Consider the following 26,479-nt stretch of genomic DNA (forward strand, 5'->3'; position numbering starts at 1 on the left):
TCCGCCTCCTAGTCTTTTAAATTGACCCAGTCATTCCTGTGGATCACCTCAAACGTTTTCTCAAAATCAAGTTCATCACTGCGTTTGCCTTTGGCCGCCACAATCTCCTCGGAGGAGTAATGCGTTTGGCCTTTTCCGATCACGCCGCCCGGCCCCCGGACTTCTACGACCGCCCCTTTTGGAAAACTTCCATTTACGCCCACTACGCCAGCCGGCAACAGACTGCTTCCGTTATGGATCATCGCCTCCTCGGCACCCGCATCAATCACGATTTCTCCTGCTATTGGCGAGTGGAACTGAATCCACTGTCTCGTGTTGTTAACTGAGGACAGTTCTTTGTCTCCGATATAAGTGCCATCTCCCCTGCCGTCCAAAATGTCCGCAAGCTTTTGCTCTCCGCTGCCTGTTCCAATGAACACTTTCACGCCAAGAGACAGCGCGGTTTGTGCGGCTAACAGCTTTGATTTCATACCGCCGGTGCCGACCTTTGATCCGGCTGAACCGGCATACCCCAGCAATTCGGGCGTGATCTCAGGCAAATCATCAAATCGTTTCGCCTCAGGATTTTCATTCGGATTGGCATCATACAGACCGTTGATATCAGTGAGAATCATGAGCTGGTCCGCATGAATCAATCCGCTGACTAACGCAGAAAGCATGTCATTATCCCCGAATGTCAATTCTTCAACAGATGTAGAGTCGTTTTCATTGATAATCGGAATGACGCCGCGCTCCAGTAATTCCATAATCGTTGCATACGCGTTTCGATACCGTTCTCTTTTCGAAAAATCATTTCTCGTTAAAAGGATCTGTCCCGGAGTCAGTGAGTATTGTTTGAATTGATTCATATATTGCTGCATTAACAGTGTTTGTCCGACCGCGGCCGCCGCCTGTTTTCCTTTAATGGTAACGGGGCGGGACGGATAACCGAGGCTGAAAAACCCCGCCGCTACGGCTCCCGAGGTAATCAGAATCATTTCATGTCCCGCTTTCTTCAACAGGGAAATAGCCTGAACATGCTCTCTGATTTTCGCCTCATCAATGCTTCCGTTGCTATTCGTGAGCGAACTGCTTCCTATTTTCACTACTATTCTTTGTTTTTTCATTTATTCTCCTCCGAGGCTCTTCGCCAGCCAACTTACAATAAAAAAACCCATTCGATCCTGATTCATAAGGACGAAATGGGTTTCCGTGGTGCCACCTTGATTGAACGTGCTTATGCACGCTCCGCTCTCCTGTAACGCCAGGTTATGCGCCTAGGTTTTCCCCCTAAGACTCCAAGGCAGGTTCGGCAGGTTTCATGCGGCAAAATGTTTCAGCGATTCATTTTGCTCTCTGTCACAGAAAGGTCTGCTTACTAATCCTCTTCAACGCTCAATGATTTTTTTATATTATGCAAAGAAAAAAGTCTCTTGTCAAGTTTTCGCCACCAAAAAATGCCCGCATAGCGCGGGCATTTTTCAGTCTAGTTAAAGACGATTGTTTTATTTTCATGAACGATAACGCGGTCTTCCAAATGCCATTTCACAGCACGCGCAAGCACGCTGCGTTCAATTGTTCTGCCGATGTTTTTCAGCGCTTCCGCATTGTCCCGGTGGTCCACACGCTCAATATCCTGTTCAATGATCGGCCCTTCGTCAAGATCATTTGTGACATAGTGAGATGTCGCTCCGATCAGTTTCACGCCGCGCTCGTAAGCCCGTTTGTACGGATTCGCACCGATAAAAGCAGGCAGGAACGAATGGTGGATATTGATGATGCGATTCGGATGAGCCGAAACAAAGTCAGGTGTTAAGATCTGCATATAGCGAGCGAGAACAATTACGTCAATCTCGTATTGCTCAAGCAGCTCAAGCTGCTTCTTTTCGACTTCCGCTCTGATGTCCTTGTTCGCTTTCATATAGTGGAATGGAATGTTCAGCCGCTCTACCAGCTCTCTCGCATCCTCATGGTTGCTGATGACAACAGCAATTTCCGCCATCAGGTTGCCGGTTTGCCATTCCCAAATCAGCTCATGCAGACAGTGAAGTTCCTTTGAAACAAAAATGGCGACACGCTTCAGCTCGCTTGCCAATGTTAAGCTCCATGTCATGTCGAAGTTTTCCGCTGTAGAGGCAAACGCCTCCTGCAGTGTTTCTTTTTTCTCGCGAATGTCCGCGCAGTCGAATTCGATTCTCAGGAAGAACCGGCCACCTTCAGGGTCTGTCGTATATTGGTTGGATTCTATAATATTGGCGCCGTGTTCAAATAAAAACGCGGAAACCGCCGAGACGATACCCGGCTGATCGGGACAGCTCACCAAAAGACGCCCTTTATCCTCATTTCCGTCACGGTATTCGTTTAACCGCTGGGTCATATATGATTTCATGAATAATCCCTCTTATCTTTGTAAGTCTAAACTATTTATCCATTATACTGAAGATTTGATAAAAATCAATTTATGACAGAATTTTTAAACCAACCGCTGAACATAAAATCAAAGCGATAAAAAAGATCCGTTTGGCGTCTTTCGGCTCCTTGTAAAAAAGGATGCCGACAAGCGCTCCGCCGGCTGTGCCAATGCCTGTCCAGACAGCGTAAGCCGTGCCCATTGGAATAGTCTCCATTGCATACGACAGCAAGGAAAATGAAGCGGCAAAACCAACAATGATCAACAGCACCCACTTCACGCTTTTTTCTTTCGCATATTGATTCATAAGGGCCACGCCGGCCATCTCCAAACAGCCCGCGCACAATAAACTGATCCAGTGCAGCATTATGCCTCGCCTCCTTTTTCCTCTGTCTCATCCGGTGTCACAAGCTTCAATCCGATCACACCGACTAGGAGCACGCCAATTAACAAAAGCTTCGGCCAGCCAATCGGTTCATGAAACAGTATCATTTCACTCAGCACTGTTCCTGTCGTGCCGAGCCCGGTAAAGACAGCGTACACGGTTCCGACAGGCAGACTGTTTGTCGCTTTCATTAAAAGATAAAAGCTGACTATAATGCCGGCGGCAGTGCCGCTCCATGTTAAGGCTGAGTCAGCGTGCTTTAAGCCTACCACCCAAACCACCTCGAAAACAGCGGCAAGCACGACTAATCCCCATTTCATTTCAGTCATTCCTTTCTATCTATTAAGATTATCCGAAAACAAAAAAAACCCGGACAGTCGTCTCACATGAGATTGACTCTCCCGGGCTTTTTTCCCTCCGTGTGCATACGCGCTTCTATTTACGCGTATGTGTTTTCTCTCGGACCAGTCCATGTCCATTGACATGCGGAACCCTAGAAAACTTTACCTGACATCATGATACTAAACTCAGCTCTATCTTTCAATTGGAAGATTTTCTTTCATATACTGCGATCGGTTTATTCCATTTTCTGATCGTTCTATCGTGCAGCATGCCTATTTTCTCCGCTACCCGTACGGACGCTTTATTGTCAGGGTCAATCAAAGCCGTTATTTTGCCGAATTGCCGCTCGTTGAAGCCGTAATCCATGCAGGCTTTAGCCGCTTCTTGCGCATAGCCGTTCCCCCAGTGGCGGCGGGCAAACATATAGCCGATTTCCATTACGGTTTGATTTTCGATCTGCTGAGGAACAATGCCGCATTGCCCCAAAAAGTCCCCTGTCCGCTTATCTTCGGCGATCCACAGACTGACGCCGTACCCTTTTTCATTTCTCTTGTTCCAATTGATCCACTCGCGGGTTTGCCTTTTATCTTTTAAGCCGGAATAATATTTCATGACGTCAGGATCGTTAAATAGCTCAAACAAAGAGGCTTGATCCTGATCTTCCATACAGCGCAAACGCATTCGATCGGTCACAAGCTTCGTTTTAGCGCTCATATTTCACCATATCCTGCTTCCATTCTTTTTTGAGGGCTTCAATATGGGCTTGATGATAGCGGTTATGATCCGCCATATGCCAAATGCCCCACCGTATGGTCGCGGTGTCACCATCGTAAGAAAGCGGCTGATGCAAATCATTTTCAGTTAAGGTGTAACATACCGATTTCAGCTCGTTTACGACATGCCGATGTCTTTTCAGGAGTTCATCTAATCGGGGCTGATTCTCCGGTTCAGGCAGCCGTCCGTTTTCATCTGTCATCGGGCCGTATGTCTGTTCAATATGATCCGGTATTCGGTTCTCCTTGATACGCCAGACCCATCTGATATCAACAGTTGCGATATGGCACAAAAGCTGAGCTGTGCTGTTTTTTGTTTGGCAGCACCCCTTATAATATAGTTCACTGTATGTCATGTGCCTTACAATAGAAGCCAGACAGAGACTGTTTTCTTCCACTGCGGAATACAGCAGACTGACCGTCGGCGCCATGTCGTTTCTAATGGATAAGTCCTTCATGTCCAGTTCCCCCCTAACTAGGTACATTTGACACCAAACAAAAATTCCCTTTAAAAAAGAAAAAGCTCTCGTTAAAAACAGAGAGCAATCTCAATTGTTATTTCCCGGTTTATATAAATAAGGATCATGCTGCGATTCATTTGAGGAATTCAAATCAAGCGAGATATCGCCATGGGCATTCATCGTGCCTAGTGTGATCGAGGACAGCAGTTTGGGGCTGTACCCTTTTTCTTCAAGCTGCTCAAACAGCCAGGATCGGTTTTTTTGGAGGTACTTCAAATTATGGTCAAGAATTTCGCCATCCAGTATGAGTGGAATCGGGATAAAATTCCGTTCAGCTTCCATATTCAAATCCCGCACCTGCACCGCTCTCGCTTCCTCTTTTGGAATGACGCTTACTTCTCCCGTTTCTTCTATGATGGCAAGATCAATATCAGCTGGATTCGCATAGCCCTTTTCCCTCAGCTTTCCGAGCAGTTCATTAACAGTCAGCCTTTCTTTGCGCAATCCCTGTTCATCAATATCTCCGTTTCGGATTAAGACTGTCGGGCTTACGACAAGCAACCATCTCCATTTATTAGAAAGGGAGAGTTTGGTCATCAGGAGATAAAGCACCAAAAAAGCGCCCGCGTAATAAATCGACATTGGCAGCTTGGATGTAAGAATCGGTTCACTGATAATCGTACCAATCGCGAAGGTCAAAAGCAGATCAAAATTGTTCATTTGTGACACGGCTTTTTTACCGGCAAGCCGAAACAGAATATACGCAATCGAAAATACGATAACTGGCTTCAGTAAAAATGCCCATACCATCCATAACACTGATCTTTACCTCCATCCGCTCGTTATATTGAGCCTATTGTTCCCTGAAGCAGATCCTCTATGCATCATACCCTTTTATCCGGCCTTAAATAGGCTAGGCGAATATCTCTGGCGGCGGGGAGTCAGTATCGTCGGATGCAGAAACAGTCGCCTCTCTGCCACTACTACCATGATAAAAAAACTCTTCTCTTAGTGAGAAGAGTTTCGCGGGGTGCTCAAACGGATTGCGCCAAACTTAATTGCGGGCCAAACAGCTCGTAATGGATTGACTCCGGCGCTGATCCTAGTTTTGACACAAGCTGATGCATCGCCGTAATAAATGACGGTGAACCGCAAATATAATAATCCGCATCTGTATTGATAATCAGTTGTTTGAGGAACTGTTGATCAATCTGTCCTTCATGAAACAGAAGGTCACCTGCACGATCTTGCTCTGTCGCCTCGCGATACACAAATGCGGTTTTGACAGAAGCATGGTTTGCCGCTTCTTCCACCTCATGGCGCAATGCGTGGTATTCACTGTTTTTCGCGGCATGAATGAAAAGAATCTGCCGTTCAGGCTGCTTGGAAACAGACGTTTTCAGCATGCTGATCATTGGTGTTATGCCAACTCCGGCACTGATTAGAACAAGATCTTTTTGTGATGAAGGATCTAAAACAAAGTCCCCCGCCGGTGCGCTGATCTCTATTGAATCTCCCTCATGCAGTCCATCGTGTAAATACGAAGACACGGCACCGTCTTTCTTCACTGAGATTCGATAATAGTCTTTTCTCGGCATATCAGACAGGCTGTATTGACGGATTTGCGTATATTCAGCATCAGGAATCCGCACTTTGATGCTGATATACTGCCCCGCTTGAAATTCAGGTAACGGCTTGCCGTCTTCCGGCTTCAAATAGAAGGATGTAATTTCTTTGCTTTCGTGCTCTTTTTTTGCGATGACAAATGGCTTATACTCCTTCCAGCCGCCGGCTTGATCCTCTGCCCGCTCATACATTTCTTTTTCAATTCCGATGAACGCGTCAGCGATTACTCCGTACGCTTTCTCCCATGCCTGCATAATGTCAGGTGTCGCAGCGTCTCCCAGAACATCTTTAATCGCAATCAGCAAGTATTTGCCGACGATCGGATAATGTTCAGCCTTGATTCCGATACTGCGGTGTTTGTGGCCGATTTGTTTGACGACCGGAATGATATTTCCGAGCTGGTCAATATTTGCTGCAGCTGCAATAACGGCATTTGCAAGGGCAGTGCGCTGTGTTTTTTTCTTTTGGTTTGTTTGATTAAAAATGTTCAGAAGCTCTGGATGGCCTTGGAACATCAGATCGTAAAAACGGCCAGTGATGGCTTCTCCATGCTGTTGTAATACGGGTACAGTGCTTTTAATGATTTCGATTGTTTTATTATCTAACATTTCATAAACAATCCTTTCAAAAGATGTATTTAAAATATATCTTTAAGATACAAGATCTCGCAGATAAAAGATATATCTAAAATGAATCTTTAATAAAGTTGTCACAAGATTTTCAATTTATCGTGACAATTGTTGCTTTTTTATAGAATCCCCTAGCAAAAACGGACTAACCCTTGTAATGATCACCATAAGAAAGGTGCAAAGCACAAAAAACCCAAAACAACATATGTCTTGGGTTTAACATTTACCAAGGCCTTTCAGTTCCGAGCGCATTTGCAAGGGCCTGGCTGTGCTTTTTGCGGTTTTTTCGTTCATTGGCGCGCTGAACCGCCGTATTATGCAGCATGATTTCTTCTTCTGTTTCCGGTACAACTCTCGGTACAGGCACCGGCTTGCCATTTGAATCCAATGCGACAAATGTCAAAAAGGATGTCGCGGCGAGTTCCCGTTCGCCAGTCATCAGGTGCTCCTTAATGACTTTTACAAACACCTCCATGGACGATGTGCCGACCCATGTCACATATGACTCTAAGCAGACAGACTCCTTTTGGCCGATCGGCTTCAGAAAATCCACTGAGTCCATCGAAGCGGTTACTGTTTCACGTCTGCAATGGCGCGCCGCGGAAATTGAAGCAATGTCGTCAATGTAACTCATTAATTTTCCGCCAAACAGCGTGTTATGGTTGTTCGTATCAAGCGGGAACACCCTGCTGGTTTTTACAACCTTTGACTCTTTACAAAATCTTGTTTCCGGTGTTTCCATATCTTTCTCCCCTTTGATGTCTGATCGTTTAGCTACATACACTCATATTCTCCTATTAAACAATATTCTCTGCCATTTGTCTAAAATTTAAAATGGTCTGTCAGATTTACTTTCCAACACGTTTAATGATTTTCATGATGAGGGAATAATACATGTATTCTTCATACGGTCAGGAGGAGAACCAAATGGACGTATCCATCCCGAAACATCAGCGCAAAACGGTATGCCGAACGGAATACGGCGCACTTGAGAAAGTCATTTTATGCAGACCGGAGCATATGACGATAAAAGATGTCATAAACGAAACACAAAAACATTTTGAAGATGACAATATTCATGTGAAAACCGCTACAGATCAGCACAGCCGCTTTATTGAAGCACTCAGGTCACACAACATCGACGTCATCCTTTTACCTGTCCGCGACGGACTCCCCGAGCAGGTCTTTACCCGGGACATCGGATTTGTCATCGGAGAAAAAGCCTTCCTCTCGAGCATGACGGAACCGATTCGCCAAGGGGAAGAAGCTATTATAAAAGAGTTTTTTCACACTCAAGGCATTCCTTACACCCACATGCTTCATACAAGCATTGAAGGCGGTGATGTCATTGTCGATGGTGAGATCGTCTACGTCGGAATCAGCCAGCGCACGGATATGTCAGCCATCGGTCAGCTGGAAGAGGCGCTTCCTGACTATACAGTCGTTCCCGTTCACCTGCATGAAAAATATTTGCATTTGGACTGCGTATTTAACATCGTATCTGAAAGCGAAGCGTTAATTTATCCAAAAGCCCTTGAGCCAGAGGAAGTTGAAATGCTGGCAAAACGCTATGATCTCATTGAAGTGCCCGAGGATGAACAATTTACACTTGGTACCAACGTCCTTTCAATCGGGAGAAAAACGATTATTACCCTTCCTTGCAACCGCCATGTCAATCAGCAGTTATCGAATAGAGGCTATCACATCATTGAAATCGACCTTACAGAAATTATTAAATCAGGCGGTTCCTTCCGGTGCTGTACGATGCCGCTGATGCGCGGCGAATGATCAATATTCCCCTTTTTCAAGTTTTGAACAGCTTATTTTATCAAGATACGTTAATATAGAGGTGACATCATTTTTAAGGGGGCATTCGCATGACAAAGTACATAGGGTATGTCGGAACATATACAAAAGGCGGAAGCGAAGGGGTTTATTCATTTGAGCTTGATACTGAGAAAAAAACACTCAGCGAGCCAAAGCTTGCCGCTAAGCTGGGCAACCCCACATATGTGACGCCGAATAAAGACAACACCATTCTTTATTCCATTGAAAAAGCAGATGGCCAAGGCGGAGTTGCTGCTTATAAAATTGATCAAAACAGCGGCGAATTGACATTTCTGAATCATCAGTTAATTGACGGCCCATCGCCGTGCCACGTAAACGCCGATGAACATAATCAATTCGTATTGACAGCCAACTATCACAGCGGGAAAATCCACGCTTTTCCGATTCAGGAAGACGGGAGCTTACAATCACCTGCTTCAGAAGCCGCTCACACAGGAAAAGGGCCGCACGAAAGGCAAGAAAAACCGCATATACATTACGCGGGGTTCACACCTGAACACAATTATGTCGTAGCGGTTGACTTAGGAATCGATAAGCTGTACACCTATAAAATGGAAGACGGAGTATTGACTGAATCCGGAAGCCATGCCTTCGCTCCCGGCACAGGACCTCGCCATATCGCTTTTCATCCGAAAGAAAAATACGCTTACGTGATGACAGAATTAAGCAATGAAGTGATTGCGCTTGAATATAATCCGACAGCCGGCGAATTCAGAGAAACCCAGGTCGTCTCTGCCATTCCTGATGATTTTACGGATAACAGCCAAGGAAGCGCAATTCATGTCACACAGGACGGCCGTTTTGTTTACGTCGCAAACCGCGGCCATGACAGTATCGCTGTATTTGAAGTGAATCAATATTCAGGCGAGCTGGCATTCGTAGAAAGAGTCTCGACAGAAGGAAACTGGCCTCGCGACTTCGTCCTTGATCCAACGGAAGCGTTTCTTGTTGCTTCAAATGAAGAAACAGGCAATCTTGTCCTGTTTGAAAGAGACAAAGAAACCGGCCGATTGACAGTGCTTCCTTCAACTGTTTCCGTCCCTTACCCGGTTTGTGTGAAATTTTTACATCAAGCATAAAAACAAAGACTGGCTCCGCAAAGCGGGCCAGTCTTTTTGGTTTATCTCACCTTTTCTTTCGTATCAGCATTTCGATACAAATGGCAAGCGACAAATCGGCCGGCTTCGATTTCTTGAAGCTGGGGACGGGATTCCCCGCATTCTGGCATCGCCTCCGGACAGCGGGTCCGAAACACGCAGCCGCTCGGCGGATTGACCGGGCTCGGCAGCTCCCCTTTTAAGAGGATGCGCTCGCGCTTGTCCTCCAATTCAGGGTCTGGAATCGGAATCGAGGATAAAAGCGCCTTTGTATAGGGATGCAGCGGTTCACGATACAGGATACCGCTCTCTGTGATTTCCATCATGTGCCCTAAATACATGACACCAATCCTGTCACTGATATGCTTCACCATCGAAAGATCATGGGCGATAAATAAAAACGTGAGCCCTTTCTCTTTTTGAAGCCGCTTCAGCAGGTTGACGACCTGCGCCTGAACCGAAACATCAAGTGCAGAAATCGGTTCGTCCGCCACGATAAATTCAGGATTCAGCGACAGTGCTCTGGCAATGCCGATTCTTTGCCTTTGTCCGCCGCTGAATTCATGGGGATAACGGCTGCCAAAATCGGGGTGAAGCCCCACTGCCTCAAGCAGCTCGTCCACGATGAGAAGCCGAGCTTTATGCGTATTGTAAAGGTTGTGAATTTCCATAGGCTCCAAAATGATGTCTCGAACGGTCATGCGCGGGTTAAGCGAAGCATAAGGATCCTGAAAAATCATCTGCAGCTTGCGGTTGAAGGCAAACTGCTCTTTGACACTTAGTGCGTGAAGGTTCGTTCCGCGGTATTTCACACTTCCTTCTGTCGGCTGATACAGGCGCATCAGCACCCTCCCCAAGGTTGATTTCCCGCACCCTGACTCTCCGACAAGCCCGAACGTTTCTCCTTCACGAATCTGAAAGGTGACCCCGTCGACAGCTTTGACTGTCCGCTTTTTTCCTGCGTCAAAATGCATTTTCAGCTGGCTGACCTCCAACAAAGGCAGTGGCGTCATTTGTCTCCCTCCTTATTCTGAAAAACAGCGGCGCACCGCACATCGTTCTTTTTCATAAATTGTTTCTTTTAATGTAAGGATTTCGATTGATTTTCCTGTCTTTGGAGAATGAAGCATTTTCCCACCGCCTACGGACAGACCGACGTGATGAATCGCTCCTTTTCCTTCCTCATAAGCAAAAAACAGCAGATCACCGGCTTTCATATCATCAAGCGGAACATCTTCCCCCGCCTTTGCCTGATCTCCCGCATCACGGGGGATGTTGTATCCATTGGCCTTAAATATACTGTACATAAACCCGGAGCAATCAAACCCAAACCCGCTGATCCCTCCCCACAGGTATGGAAGCCCGAGAAAAAAAGCCCCCGTTTGAACGATGTCTTCAGCAGTCCCTTTCTGTTCGCGGACAGGCACTGCATCACTTTGCTTCACAAACCTTTCCCCAAAAACGGTCGCAACCTTAAAATATCCGTTTTCTTCTGCAATGAAGGGGAGAACCGTCAAAAAGCTCAATTCGATCTCCTTTTCTCCATTACTTTTGTACAAAAAGGCAGCCGGTTTACTAATCATGACATCGTTTTGTATATGGATAGGACTTGTTTTTTTCAGCTGGTTCTTTTTCATCCAGCCCGGATATCCGCGCGGATCTTTTCGGGATGGCTGGCTCGGCACAATGACAGAAACCCATTCGCCCTGTTCCGCCGTCACCAGTACCTTTTCACCAAAGAGAACCTGAGTTTGGATGATATTGTCTGCACATAATCCAAGCCGCTCATCATACGTCATGCGCTCCAGCCAGTCTCTGATCATTACGGTCGGACGAAGCATCACTTGGTCAGCAGGACGCGGCGAATCAGGCGCGGTCCAAATGTTGGCCACTGCTGAGATGACAGTATGCATCATGGTTTTATTTCCCCTTTCTATAGCGCAGCTCCGGTGACTCCGAGACCCGGTCTATCAGGCATCGCAATCGTGCTGCCGCTGTATGTGATGCCGCCTTTGATGACATCTGTTTTCAGCATCAGCGGCGCGTCAAAATCAAACCTTGTGATGTTTTTTTGGCTTGCGGCGAAATGTGCCGCGGCCGTAATGCCCAGCTTCGTTTCGATCATGCTGCCGACCATGCACTCCACTCCGCACGCCTCAGCCATGGCATTGATTTTCTCTGCTCCGCTGATGCCTCCCGCTTTCATCAGTTTAATATTGATTAAGTCTGCGCTCCGCGTTTGAAGAACTTCGAACGCCTGACGCGGCGTAAAAACACTTTCATCGGCCATAATCGGCGTGGCTGTCGCATCTGTCACCTTTTTAAGCCCAGCGAGATCATCTTTAAGGACAGGCTGTTCGACAAGCTCAATACCAAGACCTGCATCCTCCATTTTCCGAATGGCAGCTATCGCTTCCTTAGGTGTCCATCCCTGGTTGGCGTCTAAACGAAGTTTCACGGCTGGTCCGACACGTTTTCTTATTTCTTGGATACGGGCGATATCTGTTGCGATATCATCTTTGCCGACCTTTATTTTCAGTGTTTGAAAGCCTTGTTTGAGATAATGCTCGGCATCCGCTGCCATCTCTTCAGGTGAGTTGACACTGACGGTATAATCTGTTTCCAGCGTATCCCGGTATCCGCCGAGCATTTGATAAAGCGGAAGTCCGCACATCTGCGCCCAGCCGTCGTATACCGCCATTTCCACAGCCGCCTTCGCGCTCTGGTTTCCTGTAAGGAGATGCTGGATGTCATGCAAAATGGCCCCACAACCAGACAGGCTTTTTCCAAGCAGTGCCGGTTTCAAGACATTGTGAATCGCACTTTCAATGCTATCCATGCTGTCTCCTGTAATCACCATCGTTGGAGGTGCTTCCCCCCATCCGATGGCGCCGCTGTCATAAGTGATCCTTACAATGACCGATTCAGCCGTATATACAGTGCGAAGTGCGGTTTTAAACGGTTTTGTCAGCGGTACGGCGATTCGACTTGTGTCTATTTGAATGATTTTCATGTCTTCAGCGCCCCTTCTGAAACGCCTGCCTCAATGACGACTGTTTTTTCTGCTGTATTCATAGCAGCTTGCGCGCCTACCGGTACGGCGATACTCGGTGAACAGTGGCCGATTTTAAAACCTCTCAGTGCAGGCTTGCCCGCCGATACAATATAGTCTTCAAGCACTTGCTCAAGTGAGAGGGACTTCTCTCTTTTCACCGGGACACAGTTATGAAAATCACAAACAAGAATTCCGGCTGCGTCCGTCAGTTTCCCTGCCATTTTCAGCTGATTCAGCATCCGGTCGATTTGGTAAGGCTCCTCGTCAATATCTTCAATAAACAGAAGCTTCCCTCTCGTATCCATTTCAAACGGCGTGCCCAGCGTAGACGTCAGCAAAGAGAGATTTCCTCCGACAAGCTCCCCTTCCGCTTTTCCGGGAACAAGCACGGTCAGCGGAGAAAGCTCTTCTGTATAGGTGAATTCCGTCTCTCGGAAGAGCTGCTCATACGACGCTTTTGTCAGCGGGTGAACGTCGTCGAGGCCAATATCTGAACTGAGCATCGGGCCGTGGAAGGTGACAAGACCTGTGTTTTGATGGATGGCAGTATGTAAAAACGTAATATCGCTGTATCCCCAAAAGATTTTAGGATGTTTGCGGATTAAGCTGAAATCAATGCCGGCGGCGATACGTCCTGTCCCAAAACCCCCGCATGCGCACAGCACTGCTTTTACCTCCTCGTCTCTGAACATCTCATGGAGATCAGCCAGTCTCTCATCATCCTGTCCCGCTAAATAGCCGTGCTGGTTTTTCAGCGCCTTGCCCAATTTCACCTTTAAACCGAGCTCTTCTAAAAATAAAAGCGCAGTTTCAAGCTTTTTTGGATCCGGCGGGCTTGCGGGCGCGATCACTCCAACTGTATCACCCTTTTTAAGCGCTTTTGGCTTGTGATTCAACTGAACCACTCCTTTCATTTGCTCTGCACCCTACGTATACGTGCAAAAAAGAGAAAAAATACCGCTCCTTCGCTATAAAGAAGCAGTATTTTCCCAATCGCCGGCGTTACTTTTTGTCAGCCCATTTTAAATCGATATAACCGACAGGATGCCGGACGATTCCCTTCACATGTTCGTTTTGCAGGTTGACCTGGTTGTAAAAATAAACCGGAATGATCGGCGCTTCATTGACCAGCAGCTTTTCAGCTTGATGCATAAGCGAGAAACGTGTTTTTTCATCGGCTTCATGTTTCGCCTGCTTGATCAGCTGATCGTATTCTTTATTGGCCCAGCCTGTGCGGTTCATCGAATTTCCTGTTTGGAAGGCTTCCAGAAAACTGATAGGGTCCGCGTAGTCAGGCAAAAATGAGCTTTGAGAGAATTGGAATTTCAGCGCTTTTTGATCCTCTAAAAATACGTTCCATTCCATATTGGCCAGCTTCACATCGACTCCAAGAGTATTTTTCAATTTTTGCTGGATCGCCTCGGCAATCTTTTTATGCTCTGGCTTTGTGCTGTAAGTAAGGTTGATCGCAGGAAGCTTATCATAGTTTTCTTCCTTCATGCCCTTTTCCAGCAGCTGCTTCGCTTTGCTTTCATTTGGCGTGACCAGGTCTCCGCCCGCTTCACGGAAATCCTTGCCGTCAGGCTGCGTAAATCCGGGCGATACAAAGGCACGCGCCGGTTTTTCATTGTTTTTCGTGACGTACTTGACAATTTCCTTTTGATCCACAGCCATCGCAAAGGCTTTTCTGATGTTTTTATTTTGGAACGGCTCCATGTTCACATTAAACCGGTAGAAATATAGGCCCGCTTGGTCAACAATGCTGACGTTATCCTGATCAAGCAGCTGATCACTTAATTCAGCAGGGACATAAGCGGTATCCAGTTCCCCAGACTGAAACATCTGGTAATCTGTATTTCTGTCACTGACCATCGCCCATTTCACCTTATCAAGCTTCACGGTATCTTGATCCCAATACGTGTCGCTTTTCTCCATTGTGATGCTGTCATCATGCTTCCATTCCGCCAGCTTAAACGGACCGTTCCCAACAAATGTATCCGCCTCAGCAAACCACTTCGGATTTTCTTTATCGACCTTTTCGTTTACCGGAAAATACGCCGGATTGGACACGACGCTGAGAAAGTATTTTTGCGGTGCTTCAAGCGTTACTTCAAGGGTACGATCATCCTTTGCCGTCACCTTCACATCGTCTTTTTTCCCTTTTCCGCTGTTATACGCTTCGCCGCCTTCAATAAAATAACCGAGAAACGCAGATGAAGCGCCTTTTTTCGGATCAAGCATCCGTTTCCACGCGTATTCAAAGTCTCCGGCAGTTACCGGATCTCCGTTTGTCCATTTCGCATTTTCCCGAATCGTAAATGTGTAGGTTTTTTTATCTTTTGATACAGACCACTTTTCCGCCATTGCTGGTTCAGGCTCATTCTCTTTGCCAAGACGCGTCAGCCCCTCCATGATGTTATTTAACGGCTGCCACGACACATTATTAAAACCGATCGGCGGATCGAACGAAGTCGGTTCATTTTCGTTATTTAAATACAGCACCTTTTCTCCGCTTGTTTTTGCCTTATCATTTCCGCTTTCTTTTCCGGCCTTTTCGTTTGCTGTACATCCCATCAGCGCAAACGAAAGTCCTAATGCAAGACCCATCCCCCATAGCTTTTTCACTCGTTTCATCCTCTTCCCCCTTTTCATGATCAATCCTTCGCATCTCCGGACAGCACCGCATGCTCGGCCCGTTGATCCTGCAGCCAGCAGTTGACGGTGTGCGTGTCAGATCTGATGGTCTTTCCCGGGTATACCCTGTCACACACGATCATCCTGTTTGGACAGCGTGCGGCAAACGGGCAGCCTGGAGGAGGTGAAAATAAATCCGGCGGCGTTCCGTCGATCGGAATCAGCTCCGCGCCCTCCATATCCAGCCGCGGGACAGAGCTCAGCAGCCCTTTTGTATAAGGGTGCTGCGGCTGATAAAAAATATCTTTTCTCGTGCCGATCTCCGCCATTTTCCCGGCATACATAACTGCGACTCTGTCAGCAACCTGGGCAACGATCCCTAAATCGTGTGTAATCAGAATGACAGACACATTGGTTTTTCTCTGAATCTCTTTAAACAGCTCCAAAATCTGCGCCTGAATGGGCACATCAAGAGCGGTGGTTGGTTCATCTGCGATTAAGATGTCAGGCTCGCAAATCAGGGCCATCGCAATGACAATCCGCTGTCTCATGCCGCCGCTGAATTGGTGGGGATACTGCTTCAGACGCTCTTCGGGATCGGGAATGCCGACCAATGACAGCATGGAAAGCACCTCTTTCCTCACCGCCTTTTTGTTCATTTTTTTGTGGCGCAGGAGCGCTTCCCCAAGCTGGTCTCCGACAGTCAGTGTCGGGTTTAACGCCGTCATCGGGTCTTGAAAAATCATAGAAATGTCGGCTCCCCTTATGCCTCTCATGTCTTTGTCAGAAAGACGGCAAAGGTCTTTGTTTTTAAATAGAACGCTGCCGTTTGTCACCTTCGCCGAATAGGGCGGAAGCAGACCCATGATGCTTTGAGAGGTAACGCTTTTGCCGCAGCCGGATTCGCCGACGATTGCAAAGGTTTCACCTTGATACAAATCAAAGCTCACCCCTCTGACCGCCTGAACCGTCCCGCCGTAAGTCGTAAAAGAAACGTGCAGATTTTTGACTGACAGAACTTTTTCCATACAACTACCTCCTCAGCTTAGGGTCGAGCGCATCCTGCAATCCGTCTCCCAGCACATTAAACGCATACATCGTCAAGGAGATGAAAAAGGCCGGAAAAAACAGGCGCCACCAATGCCCGGATAAAATCGCAGGCAGACCGTCATTCGCCATCACACCCCAGCTGGCAAACGGTGCCTGTATGCCGAGGCCGAGAAAGCTTAAAAAGGATTCTGCGAATATGGCGGCAGGTACGGTTAATGTCATTTGTACGATAATCGCTCCCATTGTATTCGGCAGCAGATTCTTCCGGATGATGCGAAAGGTTTTCGCGCCAAAGGTTTTCGAGGCGAGTACATATTCATAATGTTTAATTTGAAGCACCTGGCCTCTAACAATTCTCGCCATGCCGACCCATCCGGTTACAGTCAGCGCGACAATAATGGTGCCCAGCCCCGGCCCCATCAGCACCATCAGCAAAATGACAACAAGCAGATACGGCAGGCCGTACAGCACTTCGATAACCCGCATCATGATACCGTCAGTTCTGCCGCCTTTATAGCCGGCAACGCCTCCGTAAATGACACCGATCACAAAATCAATCAGCGCTGCCATCACGCCGACAAATAGCGAAATCCTCGCTCCATACCATGTTCGGGTAAACACATCCCGGCCGAGCTCATCGGTGCCGAACCAATGCTCGGCTGAAGGCGGACGATTTTGTTCGGTCAGCGATTGGTGCGCGACACTATGAGGTGATAAAAAAGGTCCGATAACAGCCATGACAAATAGAAATAAAAGAATAAAGAGTCCCGCCATCGCTAATTTATTTTTCTTCAGCCTCCTCCAAGCATCCTGCGTGTATGACAAACTCGGCCGCTTGACCGAATCGGCTTCTCGATTTTTTTCTTGATTCGAGACAAACCACTCATCCGGCACCTGAATATGCTGCTCTGGCTGGCGTTCATCTGTTTGTACAGGGAGATTCACACGCTTCACCCTTTCTTATGCAGTTTAATGCGCGGGTCTAAGAGACCGTAGGCCAAGTCGACCAAAAACAGCATGATGATCAGAATGACACTGTAAAAAACGGTCGTTCCCATAATCACGGGATAGTCCCTCTGATTAATGCTTTCAACAAAATATTTTCCCATTCCGGGAATGGCAAAGATTTTTTCAATAACAAAGCTTCCAGTTAAAATACTGGCGACGAGTGTGCCCAGAACGGTAACGACGGGCATGAGTGCATTTCTGAGTGCGTGTTTTACGATAATTTTGAACGGAGAAAGCCCTTTTGCTTTTGCTGTGCGGATATAATCCTGTGTCAGGACTTCGACCATGCTTGACCGTGTCAGCCTGGCAATGATCGCCATTGGCCCTACGGCAAGCGCTGCGGTCGGAAGCACCATATGGATCGGGCTCGTCCATGTGGCAGCGGGAAATAGGTTGAGATTGACGGCAAACTGCTGAATAAGCAATGTTGCCAGAATAAAATTCGGGATGGAGATGCCGAGTACCGCAAGACTCATCGCGGCGTAGTCCAAAAAGCCATTGCGGCGGAGCGCAGCGATTACGCCCAGCACGAGCCCAGAGATCACAGCAATGACAATCGCTGTCAATCCAAGCTCAAAGGAAACGGGAAATCCGCGTTCCAGCATATCATTGACGCTGTCTGACGGTTTTTTAATTGAAGGTCCGAAATCGAATGTAATGATGGATTTTAGGTAGATGATGTATTGGAAAATGAGAGGATCGTCTAAGTGATAGTAGGCTTCGAGATTTCTTTGAACGACTTCATTTGTGCCTCTTTCCTCGTTAAAAGGAGATCCGGGAATGACCTTCATGAGAACAAAAGTCAAGGTGGTAATCACCAAAATTGTAGCTGCCATTGCCCAAAAACGCTTCATCATGTATCGCACCAAAGCCTAAAACACCCCTTTAGCAGAATGATGTCCGCATCGCAAGCTCAGTCATGACAAGCATCGCCTGATAGGCTTCAAGCATGTCCTTCGCCTGAAATTGAACGGTTGTGGTACCCGGCTTCATTTCAGTTCCCGGCATCAGATTTGCCCATTCTGCCTGCCCGTAATTGGCAAATTCAATGCTCAAAACGGGTCTGTCAGGCGGTGTGAGCGGTTTGACTTTGTCCTTGTTTTGCAGGGCAAATGCGGTTTTTTCTGTCAGCAGCCGGCCGGCTTTCGCGGGGGACAAGCACTTCACTGCTGATCTTGAAATGGTTTGTTTGACAGCGGCTGTCGTGACATTCGGTATGAGCTCTTCCGCTTCTTTTGCGGCACGGTCATCACCGGCTACCATTAACACCGGGACATCATAATAACCGGCAACATATGCATTTAACCCAAGCTCACCGACAGGCCGATCGTTTATGTAAAAATGCCGGACGCCAAAAATCATGCTGTGTGACATCACACCGGGAGTCGAAGCTCTCGCATGGTAACCGAGAAACAAAGCGCCTGTAAACGTATCATCCAGCCCCTCTACCATCGAAAATGGTTTGACGTCACCGGAAATCAAGTCGGCTTCAGGGTGAAGCTTTTCAACCATCAGATTATTCATCTTCGAATGGCTGTCATTGACCAGCACCTCTGTACACCCGCTGTTAAACGCTTCGGCAATACAGTAGTTTGCTTCTTCGGTCATGATGAGCCGCCCGCGTTCATAATTGCGCTTGCCGGAATCCACAAAGGTATCGTCCGGAAGACCCGAAATACCTTCCATATCTACTGACATGTACAGTTTCATAACGTTCCTCCTTTTTACTAAATTATGAATATTCTAACAAATTATATTAAAAAAAGAGGAAAAATGCAATATAACTGGGGAAAATCACAACTTTTCATTGATAAAAAAAGAACCCTCTTTCAAGGATTCATGTCTGTTTCTCCGCCTGTTCTGCAAGCAGCTCATATTTTTTCAAGGTTTTATCAAACATCCGATCAAAAACGTCTGGCAAAGAGGCGCGGATCACCTCAGCCCCCTCTCCAGTAATTCCGCCTTTGGTTGCGACACGTTCCAGCGTTTCCCCGAAAGACATCTTCTTTTCGATCAGCAGTTTGCCAGTACCGTGTAACGAATGAATCAGAAAATCAAAGGCTTCTTCTTTGGACAGGCCGCTGTTTCTGACCGCAGACAGCGCCAGTTCTTCGAAAACTGCAGCTATGAATCCTGGTGCCGAGCTCGTCAAATTGCTGGCGGCATCCAAATTCGATTCTTTGATTTCCCGTACACTGCTGAAAGCCGATAACCGTTCATTCAGACGTTCTTTTTGATCGGCTGTCAGTGCTTCACTGTGAACGACAAGCGAGACGCCCGCTTCTGCTTCGGACGTTATGGCAGGAATGAAACGTGATAGACCAGCCTCCGTTTCAGCCTCCAAAAGACGCAGCGGCACACCGGCGGCAATGGAAACGATATGCGTATTCCTGTTTACATACGGGTGCAGACGGCGCAGTGTTTCAATGACATGGAGCGGCGGGACACATATCAAAATCAAACCGCACGTTTCAGCCCAGTTCTCAAGCGAATCCGCCGATACATTTGGATAATCTGACATCAGCGCCTGAAGCCGCTCCCCTTTCGTTCTTGTTTCAATAAAGAGCTCATTCTCCTTGATTTGGCCATGCTTCAACAGCTGCCTGGCGATCATATCGGCCATGCTGCCATATCCAATCAATCCAATCTGTTCCATCGACTCAGTCCTTTCATATACAATAAAGAGTGTACCGTTTTCAGCCCTTTTTCACAATTTCCCATAATCCTTTCATTTTTATCCCACAGTTTTTGTTTATGATAAACTCAAGTCATAAACCTATCATAATTAAATAGATTTAGTGAAAATAGAGAAACGGAGTGAACATGATGAATAACTATCGTGACGAAAACAGAACGGAAGGAAATGAGAATGAGGTCTTTCTAGCGAAAGAAAACGATCAGAGCCCCTCCTACTCAGCCCGCAATGTGATTCATGACCAGGAGAAGAAAAAACGAGGGTTCGGATGGTTCAGACCGCTGCTTGGCGGAGTGATCGGCGGCAGTCTTGCTCTCGGCATTTACACGTTTACACCGCTAGGCGACCATGATTCTCAGGACACTGGAAAACAATCATCCAGCCAGCAGCAAACGCAATCGGTTACAGCTAAAAGCACGTCCTCTGAATCTGGCAAAAGCTCGTCAAACTCAAGCAGCTCTTCTGCATTCAAGAGCGAGGATTCTTCTAAAATCTCAAATATGGTGGAAGACATTTCACCGGCGATTGTCGGTATTACAAATCTTCAGGCCCAGTCCAACAGCTCTTTGTTCGGCTCTGACTCATCCGGTTCCAGCGAAGGTACAGAAAGCGGATCGGGATCGGGTGTCATTTTCAAAAAAGAGAACGGCAAGGCTTATATCATTACGAATAACCACGTCGTAGAAGGTGCGTCTTCACTGAAGGTATCTTTATATGACGGCACTGAGGCGACAGCAAAGCTGGTAGGCAGTGACTCGTTAACAGATTTAGCGGTCCTTCAAATCAGTGATGACCACGTAACAAAAGTGGCAAGCTTCGGTGATTCATCTGATCTCAGAACAGGCGAGACCGTCATTGCGATTGGAGATCCGCTCGGAAAAGACCTGTCCCGCACAGTAACGCAAGGAATTGTAAGCGGTGTGGACCGAACGGTTTCAATGTCAACATCTGCTGGCCAAACCAGCATTAACGTGATTCAAACTGACGCAGCGATTAACCCAGGTAACAGCGGCGGTCCATTGTTAAGCACTTCCGGCAAAATTGTCGGCATTAACAGTATGAAAATCAGTGAAGATGATGTTGAGGGCATTGGATTTGCAATCCCAAGCAACGACGTAAAACCTATTGCTGAAGAATTGCTGTCTAAGGGGCAAATTGAACGTCCGTATATCGGTGTCAGTATGCTTGATTTAGAACAAGTGCCGCAAAACTACCAAGAAGGCACACTCGGCCTATTCGGAAGCCAGCTGAATAAGGGCGTATACATCCGTGAGGTCGCTTCAGGCTCTCCTGCTGAAAAGGCCGGTTTGAAAGCGGAGGATATTATCATCAGCCTGAAGGGCAAAGAAATCAATACAGGCAGTGAACTGCGAAATATCTTATATAAAGACGCAAACATCGGTGATACCGTTGAAGTGAAAATCCTCAGAAACGGCAAAGAAATGACGAAAAAAATCAAACTCGACCAAAAAGAAGAAACAACTTCTTAAGAAATAGCGCCTCAGGCCGCAAAAGCGGTCTGAGGCTTTTTATTGAACAAAAGACCTATCGCTCTATGAAACACTCTGCCTCAACATCTGACATTATACTAATCAGATGTTGAGGCATCATTTGAGAAAGCGGTATGAACATGAAAACCGTGGGATTGAGCATGATCTGGGCAGGGTCAAACTTTTCTGTGATAAGCTTTCTCCTTTCTGAATCGACTGTCGTGGGGAATTACACTGGGTGCCAGTAGTCTATTACACATAACCGATACGGCTATCATCATGCGTTTCTGTAAAGCCCTCCAATATATCAGCTGACATTCAGCATAGCCGAGGACGACTGCTTTTAGGCTTTGCCGTTTTTATTGCAGCATGCTAAAACCGCAGTCCAAGTTCACAATCCCTTAGTCTCATAAAATGATCAGCGTCTGTTGCTTTGATCATCTCACAGAATATAAAAAACCCCTGTCCGTAAAGGATAGGGGGTTCAGGTTATGACATATGCTGGTCTCTATAGAGTCTTTTATTTTCAATTCCATATGATTTCTGCACGATGTAAAGCGGCCTGTCTTTGGCTTCATCGTAGATTCTGCCGATATATTCGCCGATCATCCCTAGAATCAGAAGGACGATGCCGCTGAACAGGAGCTGGATCACAATAAGGGATGACCAGCCCGTAATCGTGCTGTCTGTGAATAGCTTCAGGTACAGCACGATAAACATATACAGAAATCCCGCACCTGACATGAACATCCCCGCATAGCTTGCCAGCTTCAGCGGTTTATGTGAAAATGTCGTGATGCCATCCATTGACAGCTTGAGCATTTTCTTCAGCGGGTACTTTGTTTCTCCGGCGAGCCTTTCATCACGTACGTACTCGACCGCTGTCTGTTTGAATCCCACCCAGCTGACGAGCCCTCTGACAAAAGGATTTTTTTCTTTTAATCTCTTCATTTCATCACAGACTTTTCTGTCCATAAGGCGGAAGTCCCCTGTATCAATCGGGATATCAATATCTGTCATGCTGCTGAGAAGACGGTAAAACATAGCCGCTGTTTGTTTTTTGAAAAAGGTTTCCCCTTTTCGTTTTGTCCGCACGGCGTACACAACCTCATAGCCTTCCTTCCACTTTTCAATCATATCTAAAATCAACTCAGGAGGGTCCTGCAAATCGGCGTCAATGACGGCAATTGCATTCCCCTGTGCATAATCCATACCCGCTGTAATGGCGATCTGGTGCCCAAAGTTCCTTGAAAAATCAATGATTTTCACTCTCGGATCGATCAGGCTGTGCTCTCTTAAAATCTCAATACTGCGATCTTTGCTTCCATCATTGACAAAAAGAAGCTCGTAGTTTTCCTTCGTTTGATCCATGACCTCTTTTAAGCGCTGATAGGTTTCATGAATGACAAGCTCTTCGTTATACACAGGTACAACAACTGAATATTGAATATGTCTGCTCATGTTTTTTCCTCCTATTCATCAGCATTTAGTTCGTATAATGCAGCTGACTGATTCATTCCGCCAGATCTGCCGCCCATTTGGCTGTTTTCGCCTGAAGACTCGCTATTGCTTGATGTATCAGCTGAATCATTATTTTCTGTTTTCTGATCAGATGATGATTGTTGATCAGAACTTGATTGCCATTTAGATGAAGACACTTCTTTCCCGTTTTTCTCAACCCATTCAACAATGTCATTGTTTCCGCCTCTTCCCATTCCAGAAGCCAAGAAGTATTTCACTTTTCCTTCTTTTACTAGTTTTTTAAATTGAGTCAGTGTGATAGCCGGGTCAGAACCGCTGAATCCGCCAATAGCCATGACAGCTTTTTTCGTTTTAATAATATATGGCGCTGCTGTGTTCGAGTCTGTTGTGGCGAATAGATATTCAGCTTCGGAGTTATTCTCCTCTAGATATTTGATCAGTTTTTCATTTACAGTCGCATCTGACATACCCATGCCTTTTCCGCTGGCTGAAGCGAGCTGAGGCCCTGTTTCAGGCTGTGAGCTGTTGCCTCCGTACAGAAGCGGTGTGCTTGCCCAATAAATCGGCATCACCAGCAATGCGAGAAGAGCTGCAAGTGATACATAATAACTGATCGGTTTTTGGCGCTGTTTGAACAGCAGCAGAGCAATCGCTGACAACGCCCCGATAATCCCTACGCCAATGCTCCAGCCTGCGCCGATTTGATCGTTGTAATTCCTGAGAATAAACAATTCAAACCCAGTTGTCGCAAGAATCGCTGCCGGCAGAAGCCATGATGTCCAGCCTGTCTGATTGCGGTACAGGTGAACAAGGGCAACCCACCCCGCCCCGACAAGAGCCGCAATCGGCGGTGCCAGCATAATGAGATAATAATGATGGAAAAATTCTGCGACACTGAAGAATCCGGCAATCGGTACAAGCCATGCGACCCAGAACACCGTTTCCTTCTGCTCTGCAGATAATCTTCTTTCTCTCGCACCCGCGATCAGTAAACCTGCGATTCCAAAAATCGCAAATGGCAGAAGCCAGCTGATTTGATCAGACAATTCTTGTTGGAAAAGCCGCAGCGGACCAGGTGTTCCCGTTCCGAACATTCCTGAACCTGATTGCATTTTCGAGCCGGTTCCTGCACCGCCTTCCCCTCCGTCTCCGCCAGGTCCGCCCTGATCGCCGTCTCCGCCGCTTGGAGGGCCTTCTTGACCGCCGCTCGGCATTTCTCCGCCGTTTGGCATTTGACCGTTGGATGGAGGTGCCGCCATATTGCCATTTGATGATTTGTCATCACTTGATGAGCTGTTGCTTGCTGACTGGTTAGGCGGCGTTTGAGTTTGTGATAAATTGTTATCAGAAGACGGCATTTCTTTTGAGGCGTCTCCGGTTGATCCGCTCTGTCCGCCGCCGGAATTTTGGCCTGTCAGCCGCTGAATCCCGTTATATCCGAAAGCCAATTCCAAAACAGAGTTGGTCTGGCTGCTTCCGATATAAGGCCGCTTGCTTGCAGGGATATTGTCAACAATGAGCGGCCATGATAACGAAACAGCTGCTAATACAGCTAACGCACTTACCAAAGAAATGATTTTTTTCTTGATTGTGGCGTTTGCCGCAATCAGATAGAACAATAAGAAGGCCGGTAAAATCATATAAGCTTGAAGCATTTTTGTATTGAAACCTATTCCAACGACGAAAAATGCTGCTAACAGCCAGATCAGCTTTCCTTTTCTGATCGCTTTAAAGAGGAGCCATGTGGCAAGCAATAAGAAAAATACCAGTAATGCATCGACATTGTTTGTTCGTGCTACAGCTACAGCAATCGGCGTACATGCCATAACAAATGAGGCAATGCGCGCCGCCGTTTTACCGAATGTCGGCTTAATCAGCAAGTACATCAGAAGGACTGAACCTACACCCGCCAATGCTTGAGGGAGAATGACGCTCCACCCGTGCATACCGAATATTAATGCGCTGATCGTTTGGATTTGGTATGTAACAGGCGGTTTATCAACTGTTATAAAGCCGGCAGCATCGAACGAAGCATAAAAGAAATGATGAAAGCTTTGCATCATACTTGTAACTGCCGCGGTGTAATAAGGATTCACCGTGTCGTCATTCCAAATGTTATAGATATTTAAAAATGCAGATGCGAGCAAAATGAGGATAAGGACGATATCCAGCTCGCGTTTTTTCTTTTCCACTTGTTCTTCACTCCTTTTTGTCTCACTTTGAAATAGTGTAACAAGCAAATATGAATAAACTATTAATAAACAAAGGCAATATTTTTGCCGAGGCCATTTCGTGCCAATCGTCCATATATACAACGGGTTTTAAGCCATTTCTCCCAACCGTCAACTGATATGTCCTGCCCAATGTTTATGCAGCCTTTATGATAATAAAAAAAGCCTCCCGGCAGCGCCGGAAGGCAAATCAATCTCAATTTAGTGTATCGGTTTTAGTTTTGCTTCTATTTCAGCTCTTCGATGCTCAAGATACGGAGGAAGAGCGATCGTTTGGCCGAGCTCATCAAGATTTTCATCAACCATAAATCCCGGTCCATCTGTTGATAACTCGAACAAAATGCCGTTCGGCTCTCTGAAATACAGCGCCTTGAAATAGTAGCGTTCAACGATGCCGGAATTACTATAGCCTTCCCGGCTGATGATCTGATGCCACCCGGCAAGCTCTTCTTCATCTCTTACCCGAAACGCGACATGGTGAACACTTCCTTTTCCTTGGCGTTCGCGCGGAAGATCGTTTCTTTCTATTAAATGGATTTCTGTTGCAGCACCGCCTTCTCCAGATTCCAAAATGACGGCGGCTCCTTGTCCTTCGACTGTTTCACGGCTGATTTCTGTAAATCCGAGAATATTCGTCAATACGTGTAAAGTTGGTTCAGCGTAAGGTACAGTCAGCTCAACCGGCCCTAACCCGCGAAACGAAAATTCTTCCGGAATACCGCTTTGTTTAACAGGCAGACCATATCCTTTTCCTTTCTCATCCGCAGTCAGCACAAGGCGCTGTCCTTCATGATCTCGGAATGCCAATATGTCACGTCCCGCTCTTTGGGTGACTCCGCTATGCGCCACCTGATGCTCTTCAAAACGTTCTTTCCAAAAATGCAGGGCTTTTGTGCTTGGAACACGCAAACCAATAGAAGAAATACTGTTTGTGCCCGCATGAAACGGCGCAATGCGGGGAATCTCGAAAAACGTCAGCTCAGTTCCCGGATTTGCCACTTCATCTCCGTAGAACAGATGGTACATTGTCGGTTCATCCTGGTTGACGGATTTTTTGACGAGCTTTAATCCTAATACTTTCTTATAGAAATCTAAGTTTTTTTGTGCGTCGGCCGTTAATGCCGACACGTGGTGAATGCCGTTGACTTTCATATGCTGTCCCTCCAGGTCATTTTATCTCGATTTCGAGATATTATATCATAGTTATATATTTAGTGTTCTAATAACAAGGTATTTTATTCCCATGGGAAAGTCAACATATCAGCTTCATCGGAGGTTCGTTAT

26 protein-coding genes, 1 riboswitch and 1 other annotated feature are annotated in these 26,479 nt (G+C 46.7%); of the genes, 3 read left to right on the forward strand and 23 right to left on the reverse strand.

All coding sequences use genetic code 11. The features are described from left to right. Positions 1 to 8: 8 nt before the first annotated feature. The 9 genes from proB to ACY3LV_RS11465 form a co-directional block, all read right to left on the reverse strand. Positions 9 to 1,106: a glutamate 5-kinase gene (gene proB, locus ACY3LV_RS11425; RefSeq protein ID WP_333517785.1), complete on the reverse strand. Its 1,098-nt coding sequence runs from the start codon at positions 1,104 to 1,106 to the stop codon at positions 9 to 11. Positions 1,107 to 1,169: 63 nt separating this feature from the next. Then, positions 1,170 to 1,380, reverse strand: a binding site (T-box leader). Between the two features lie 85 nt (positions 1,381 to 1,465). Next, the gene (gene purU / locus ACY3LV_RS11430) at positions 1,466 to 2,368 is read right to left on the reverse strand and encodes a formyltetrahydrofolate deformylase (RefSeq protein WP_202328577.1); all 903 of its coding nucleotides are present in this window, start codon (positions 2,366 to 2,368) and stop codon (positions 1,466 to 1,468) included. Between the two features lie 70 nt (positions 2,369 to 2,438). Beyond that, the gene (gene ykkD / locus ACY3LV_RS11435; protein WP_003218500.1) at positions 2,439 to 2,756 is read right to left on the reverse strand and encodes a multidrug efflux SMR transporter subunit YkkD; all 318 of its coding nucleotides are present in this window, start codon (positions 2,754 to 2,756) and stop codon (positions 2,439 to 2,441) included. Then, entirely contained in the window at positions 2,756 to 3,094 is a 339-nt protein-coding gene (locus ACY3LV_RS11440; RefSeq protein ID WP_333560567.1) for an SMR family transporter, read from the reverse strand. Before ACY3LV_RS11440 ends, ykkD begins: the two co-directional genes overlap by 1 nt. Before the next feature lie 76 nt (positions 3,095 to 3,170). After that, positions 3,171 to 3,282, reverse strand: a riboswitch (guanidine-I (ykkC/yxkD leader). A 32-nt stretch (positions 3,283 to 3,314) separates the two neighbouring features. Further along, a complete protein-coding gene (locus ACY3LV_RS11445; RefSeq protein WP_333560568.1) occupies positions 3,315 to 3,830 on the reverse strand; it encodes a GNAT family N-acetyltransferase in 516 nt (171 codons plus the stop codon). Continuing rightward, positions 3,820 to 4,347 (reverse strand): DinB family protein, encoded by a 528-nt coding sequence (locus ACY3LV_RS11450; protein ID WP_464863812.1) that lies wholly within the window; start codon positions 4,345 to 4,347, stop codon positions 3,820 to 3,822. The genes ACY3LV_RS11445 and ACY3LV_RS11450 overlap by 11 nt, the downstream gene beginning before the upstream one ends. A gap of 90 nt (positions 4,348 to 4,437) precedes the next feature. Beyond that, positions 4,438 to 5,169 (reverse strand): DUF421 domain-containing protein, encoded by a 732-nt coding sequence (locus tag ACY3LV_RS11455; protein WP_464863813.1) that lies wholly within the window; start codon positions 5,167 to 5,169, stop codon positions 4,438 to 4,440. A gap of 215 nt (positions 5,170 to 5,384) precedes the next feature. Further along, a complete protein-coding gene (gene hmpA, locus ACY3LV_RS11460) occupies positions 5,385 to 6,584 on the reverse strand; it encodes an NO-inducible flavohemoprotein (protein WP_333560570.1) in 1,200 nt (399 codons plus the stop codon). 244 nt (positions 6,585 to 6,828) lie between these two features. Then, complete coding sequence (locus ACY3LV_RS11465; protein ID WP_087991041.1) at positions 6,829 to 7,347, reverse strand: acyl-CoA thioesterase; 519 nt, start codon at positions 7,345 to 7,347, stop codon at positions 6,829 to 6,831. Positions 7,348 to 7,532: 185 nt separating this feature from the next. On the opposite strand from ACY3LV_RS11465, the gene ACY3LV_RS11470 reads away from it, so the two are divergent. Beyond that, positions 7,533 to 8,393 (forward strand): dimethylarginine dimethylaminohydrolase family protein, encoded by an 861-nt coding sequence (locus ACY3LV_RS11470; RefSeq protein WP_148963816.1) that lies wholly within the window; start codon positions 7,533 to 7,535, stop codon positions 8,391 to 8,393. An 89-nt stretch (positions 8,394 to 8,482) separates the two neighbouring features. Then, positions 8,483 to 9,532, forward strand: a complete 1,050-nt coding sequence (locus ACY3LV_RS11475; RefSeq protein WP_087990927.1) for a lactonase family protein — start codon at positions 8,483 to 8,485, stop codon at positions 9,530 to 9,532. A gap of 41 nt (positions 9,533 to 9,573) precedes the next feature. Here ACY3LV_RS11475 and ACY3LV_RS11480 read toward each other — a convergent pair whose 3' ends face one another. From ACY3LV_RS11480 to proG, 10 genes are all read right to left on the reverse strand, one after another. Then, complete coding sequence (locus tag ACY3LV_RS11480; RefSeq protein WP_333517793.1) at positions 9,574 to 10,563, reverse strand: ABC transporter ATP-binding protein; 990 nt, start codon at positions 10,561 to 10,563, stop codon at positions 9,574 to 9,576. A 12-nt stretch (positions 10,564 to 10,575) separates the two neighbouring features. Continuing rightward, positions 10,576 to 11,466, reverse strand: coding sequence for a C40 family peptidase (locus tag ACY3LV_RS11485; protein ID WP_464863814.1), 891 nt, complete (start codon positions 11,464 to 11,466; stop codon positions 10,576 to 10,578). A 17-nt stretch (positions 11,467 to 11,483) separates the two neighbouring features. Further along, complete coding sequence (gene ykfB / locus ACY3LV_RS11490) at positions 11,484 to 12,563, reverse strand: L-Ala-D/L-Glu epimerase (protein ID WP_333560573.1); 1,080 nt, start codon at positions 12,561 to 12,563, stop codon at positions 11,484 to 11,486. Continuing rightward, complete coding sequence (locus tag ACY3LV_RS11495) at positions 12,560 to 13,519, reverse strand: S66 peptidase family protein (protein ID WP_202328571.1); 960 nt, start codon at positions 13,517 to 13,519, stop codon at positions 12,560 to 12,562. The genes ykfB and ACY3LV_RS11495 overlap by 4 nt, the downstream gene beginning before the upstream one ends. An 88-nt stretch (positions 13,520 to 13,607) precedes the next feature. Beyond that, on the reverse strand, positions 13,608 to 15,257 hold the full coding sequence (gene dppE, locus ACY3LV_RS11500) for a dipeptide ABC transporter substrate-binding protein DppE (RefSeq protein WP_464863815.1): 1,650 nt from the start codon (positions 15,255 to 15,257) through the stop codon (positions 13,608 to 13,610). 2 nt (positions 15,258 to 15,259) lie between these two features. Then, a complete protein-coding gene (gene dppD / locus ACY3LV_RS11505; RefSeq protein WP_333560576.1) occupies positions 15,260 to 16,267 on the reverse strand; it encodes a dipeptide ABC transporter ATP-binding subunit DppD in 1,008 nt (335 codons plus the stop codon). A gap of 4 nt (positions 16,268 to 16,271) precedes the next feature. Next, the gene (dppC, locus tag ACY3LV_RS11510; protein WP_464863816.1) at positions 16,272 to 17,234 is read right to left on the reverse strand and encodes a dipeptide ABC transporter permease DppC; all 963 of its coding nucleotides are present in this window, start codon (positions 17,232 to 17,234) and stop codon (positions 16,272 to 16,274) included. Between the two features lie 5 nt (positions 17,235 to 17,239). Next, positions 17,240 to 18,166, reverse strand: a complete 927-nt coding sequence (dppB, locus tag ACY3LV_RS11515; RefSeq protein WP_148963825.1) for a dipeptide ABC transporter permease DppB — start codon at positions 18,164 to 18,166, stop codon at positions 17,240 to 17,242. Between the two features lie 16 nt (positions 18,167 to 18,182). After that, positions 18,183 to 19,007, reverse strand: a complete 825-nt coding sequence (gene dppA, locus ACY3LV_RS11520) for a D-aminopeptidase DppA (protein ID WP_333560577.1) — start codon at positions 19,005 to 19,007, stop codon at positions 18,183 to 18,185. Between the two features lie 127 nt (positions 19,008 to 19,134). Beyond that, positions 19,135 to 19,953, reverse strand: a complete 819-nt coding sequence (proG, locus tag ACY3LV_RS11525) for a pyrroline-5-carboxylate reductase ProG (protein ID WP_333560578.1) — start codon at positions 19,951 to 19,953, stop codon at positions 19,135 to 19,137. A gap of 170 nt (positions 19,954 to 20,123) precedes the next feature. Here proG and htrA point away from each other — a divergent pair, with 170 nt between their 5' ends. After that, positions 20,124 to 21,482 (forward strand): serine protease HtrA, encoded by a 1,359-nt coding sequence (gene htrA, locus ACY3LV_RS11530; protein WP_148963828.1) that lies wholly within the window; start codon positions 20,124 to 20,126, stop codon positions 21,480 to 21,482. A gap of 489 nt (positions 21,483 to 21,971) precedes the next feature. Here htrA and ACY3LV_RS11535 read toward each other — a convergent pair whose 3' ends face one another. From ACY3LV_RS11535 to ACY3LV_RS11550, 4 genes are all read right to left on the reverse strand, one after another. Beyond that, positions 21,972 to 22,943, reverse strand: a complete 972-nt coding sequence (locus ACY3LV_RS11535; protein ID WP_333560579.1) for a glycosyltransferase family 2 protein — start codon at positions 22,941 to 22,943, stop codon at positions 21,972 to 21,974. Positions 22,944 to 22,954: 11 nt separating this feature from the next. Beyond that, on the reverse strand, positions 22,955 to 25,156 hold the full coding sequence (locus ACY3LV_RS11540) for a glycosyltransferase family 39 protein (RefSeq protein ID WP_464863817.1): 2,202 nt from the start codon (positions 25,154 to 25,156) through the stop codon (positions 22,955 to 22,957). Positions 25,157 to 25,178: 22 nt separating this feature from the next. Then, positions 25,179 to 25,310, reverse strand: a complete 132-nt coding sequence (locus ACY3LV_RS11545) for a hypothetical protein (RefSeq protein ID WP_148963831.1) — start codon at positions 25,308 to 25,310, stop codon at positions 25,179 to 25,181. 86 nt (positions 25,311 to 25,396) lie between these two features. Continuing rightward, complete coding sequence (locus ACY3LV_RS11550) at positions 25,397 to 26,347, reverse strand: ring-cleaving dioxygenase (RefSeq protein WP_333560581.1); 951 nt, start codon at positions 26,345 to 26,347, stop codon at positions 25,397 to 25,399. Positions 26,348 to 26,479 lie beyond the last annotated feature (132 nt).

Source organism: Bacillus sp. 11C, assembly GCF_055486375.1.

What these genes read in the sequence shown, in the direction of transcription:
- ACY3LV_RS11485 (WP_464863814.1), bottom strand. Translation starts at nt 11,466, where the DNA reads ATGATGCATACTGTCATCTCAGCAGTGGCCAACATTTGGACCGCGCCT.
- ykfB (WP_333560573.1), bottom strand. Translation starts at nt 12,563, where the DNA reads ATGAAAATCATTCAAATAGACACAAGTCGAATCGCCGTACCGCTGACA.
- dppD (WP_333560576.1), bottom strand. Translation starts at nt 16,267, where the DNA reads ATGGAAAAAGTTCTGTCAGTCAAAAATCTGCACGTTTCTTTTACGACT.
- ACY3LV_RS11465 (WP_087991041.1), bottom strand. Translation starts at nt 7,347, where the DNA reads ATGGAAACACCGGAAACAAGATTTTGTAAAGAGTCAAAGGTTGTAAAA.
- hmpA (WP_333560570.1), bottom strand. Translation starts at nt 6,584, where the DNA reads ATGTTAGATAATAAAACAATCGAAATCATTAAAAGCACTGTACCCGTA.
- proB (WP_333517785.1), bottom strand. Translation starts at nt 1,106, where the DNA reads ATGAAAAAACAAAGAATAGTAGTGAAAATAGGAAGCAGTTCGCTCACG.
- ACY3LV_RS11450 (WP_464863812.1), bottom strand. Translation starts at nt 4,347, where the DNA reads ATGAAGGACTTATCCATTAGAAACGACATGGCGCCGACGGTCAGTCTG.
- ACY3LV_RS11480 (WP_333517793.1), bottom strand. Translation starts at nt 10,563, where the DNA reads ATGACGCCACTGCCTTTGTTGGAGGTCAGCCAGCTGAAAATGCATTTT.
- ACY3LV_RS11495 (WP_202328571.1), bottom strand. Translation starts at nt 13,519, where the DNA reads ATGAAAGGAGTGGTTCAGTTGAATCACAAGCCAAAAGCGCTTAAAAAG.
- dppE (WP_464863815.1), bottom strand. Translation starts at nt 15,257, where the DNA reads ATGAAAAGGGGGAAGAGGATGAAACGAGTGAAAAAGCTATGGGGGATG.
- proG (WP_333560578.1), bottom strand. Translation starts at nt 19,953, where the DNA reads ATGGAACAGATTGGATTGATTGGATATGGCAGCATGGCCGATATGATC.
- ACY3LV_RS11470 (WP_148963816.1), top strand. Translation starts at nt 7,533, where the DNA reads ATGGACGTATCCATCCCGAAACATCAGCGCAAAACGGTATGCCGAACG.
- ykkD (WP_003218500.1), bottom strand. Translation starts at nt 2,756, where the DNA reads ATGCTGCACTGGATCAGTTTATTGTGCGCGGGCTGTTTGGAGATGGCC.
- ACY3LV_RS11475 (WP_087990927.1), top strand. Translation starts at nt 8,483, where the DNA reads ATGACAAAGTACATAGGGTATGTCGGAACATATACAAAAGGCGGAAGC.
- purU (WP_202328577.1), bottom strand. Translation starts at nt 2,368, where the DNA reads ATGAAATCATATATGACCCAGCGGTTAAACGAATACCGTGACGGAAAT.
- ACY3LV_RS11535 (WP_333560579.1), bottom strand. Translation starts at nt 22,943, where the DNA reads ATGAGCAGACATATTCAATATTCAGTTGTTGTACCTGTGTATAACGAA.
- ACY3LV_RS11550 (WP_333560581.1), bottom strand. Translation starts at nt 26,347, where the DNA reads ATGAAAGTCAACGGCATTCACCACGTGTCGGCATTAACGGCCGACGCA.
- ACY3LV_RS11445 (WP_333560568.1), bottom strand. Translation starts at nt 3,830, where the DNA reads ATGAGCGCTAAAACGAAGCTTGTGACCGATCGAATGCGTTTGCGCTGT.
- htrA (WP_148963828.1), top strand. Translation starts at nt 20,124, where the DNA reads ATGAATAACTATCGTGACGAAAACAGAACGGAAGGAAATGAGAATGAG.
- dppA (WP_333560577.1), bottom strand. Translation starts at nt 19,007, where the DNA reads ATGAAACTGTACATGTCAGTAGATATGGAAGGTATTTCGGGTCTTCCG.
- ACY3LV_RS11440 (WP_333560567.1), bottom strand. Translation starts at nt 3,094, where the DNA reads ATGAAATGGGGATTAGTCGTGCTTGCCGCTGTTTTCGAGGTGGTTTGG.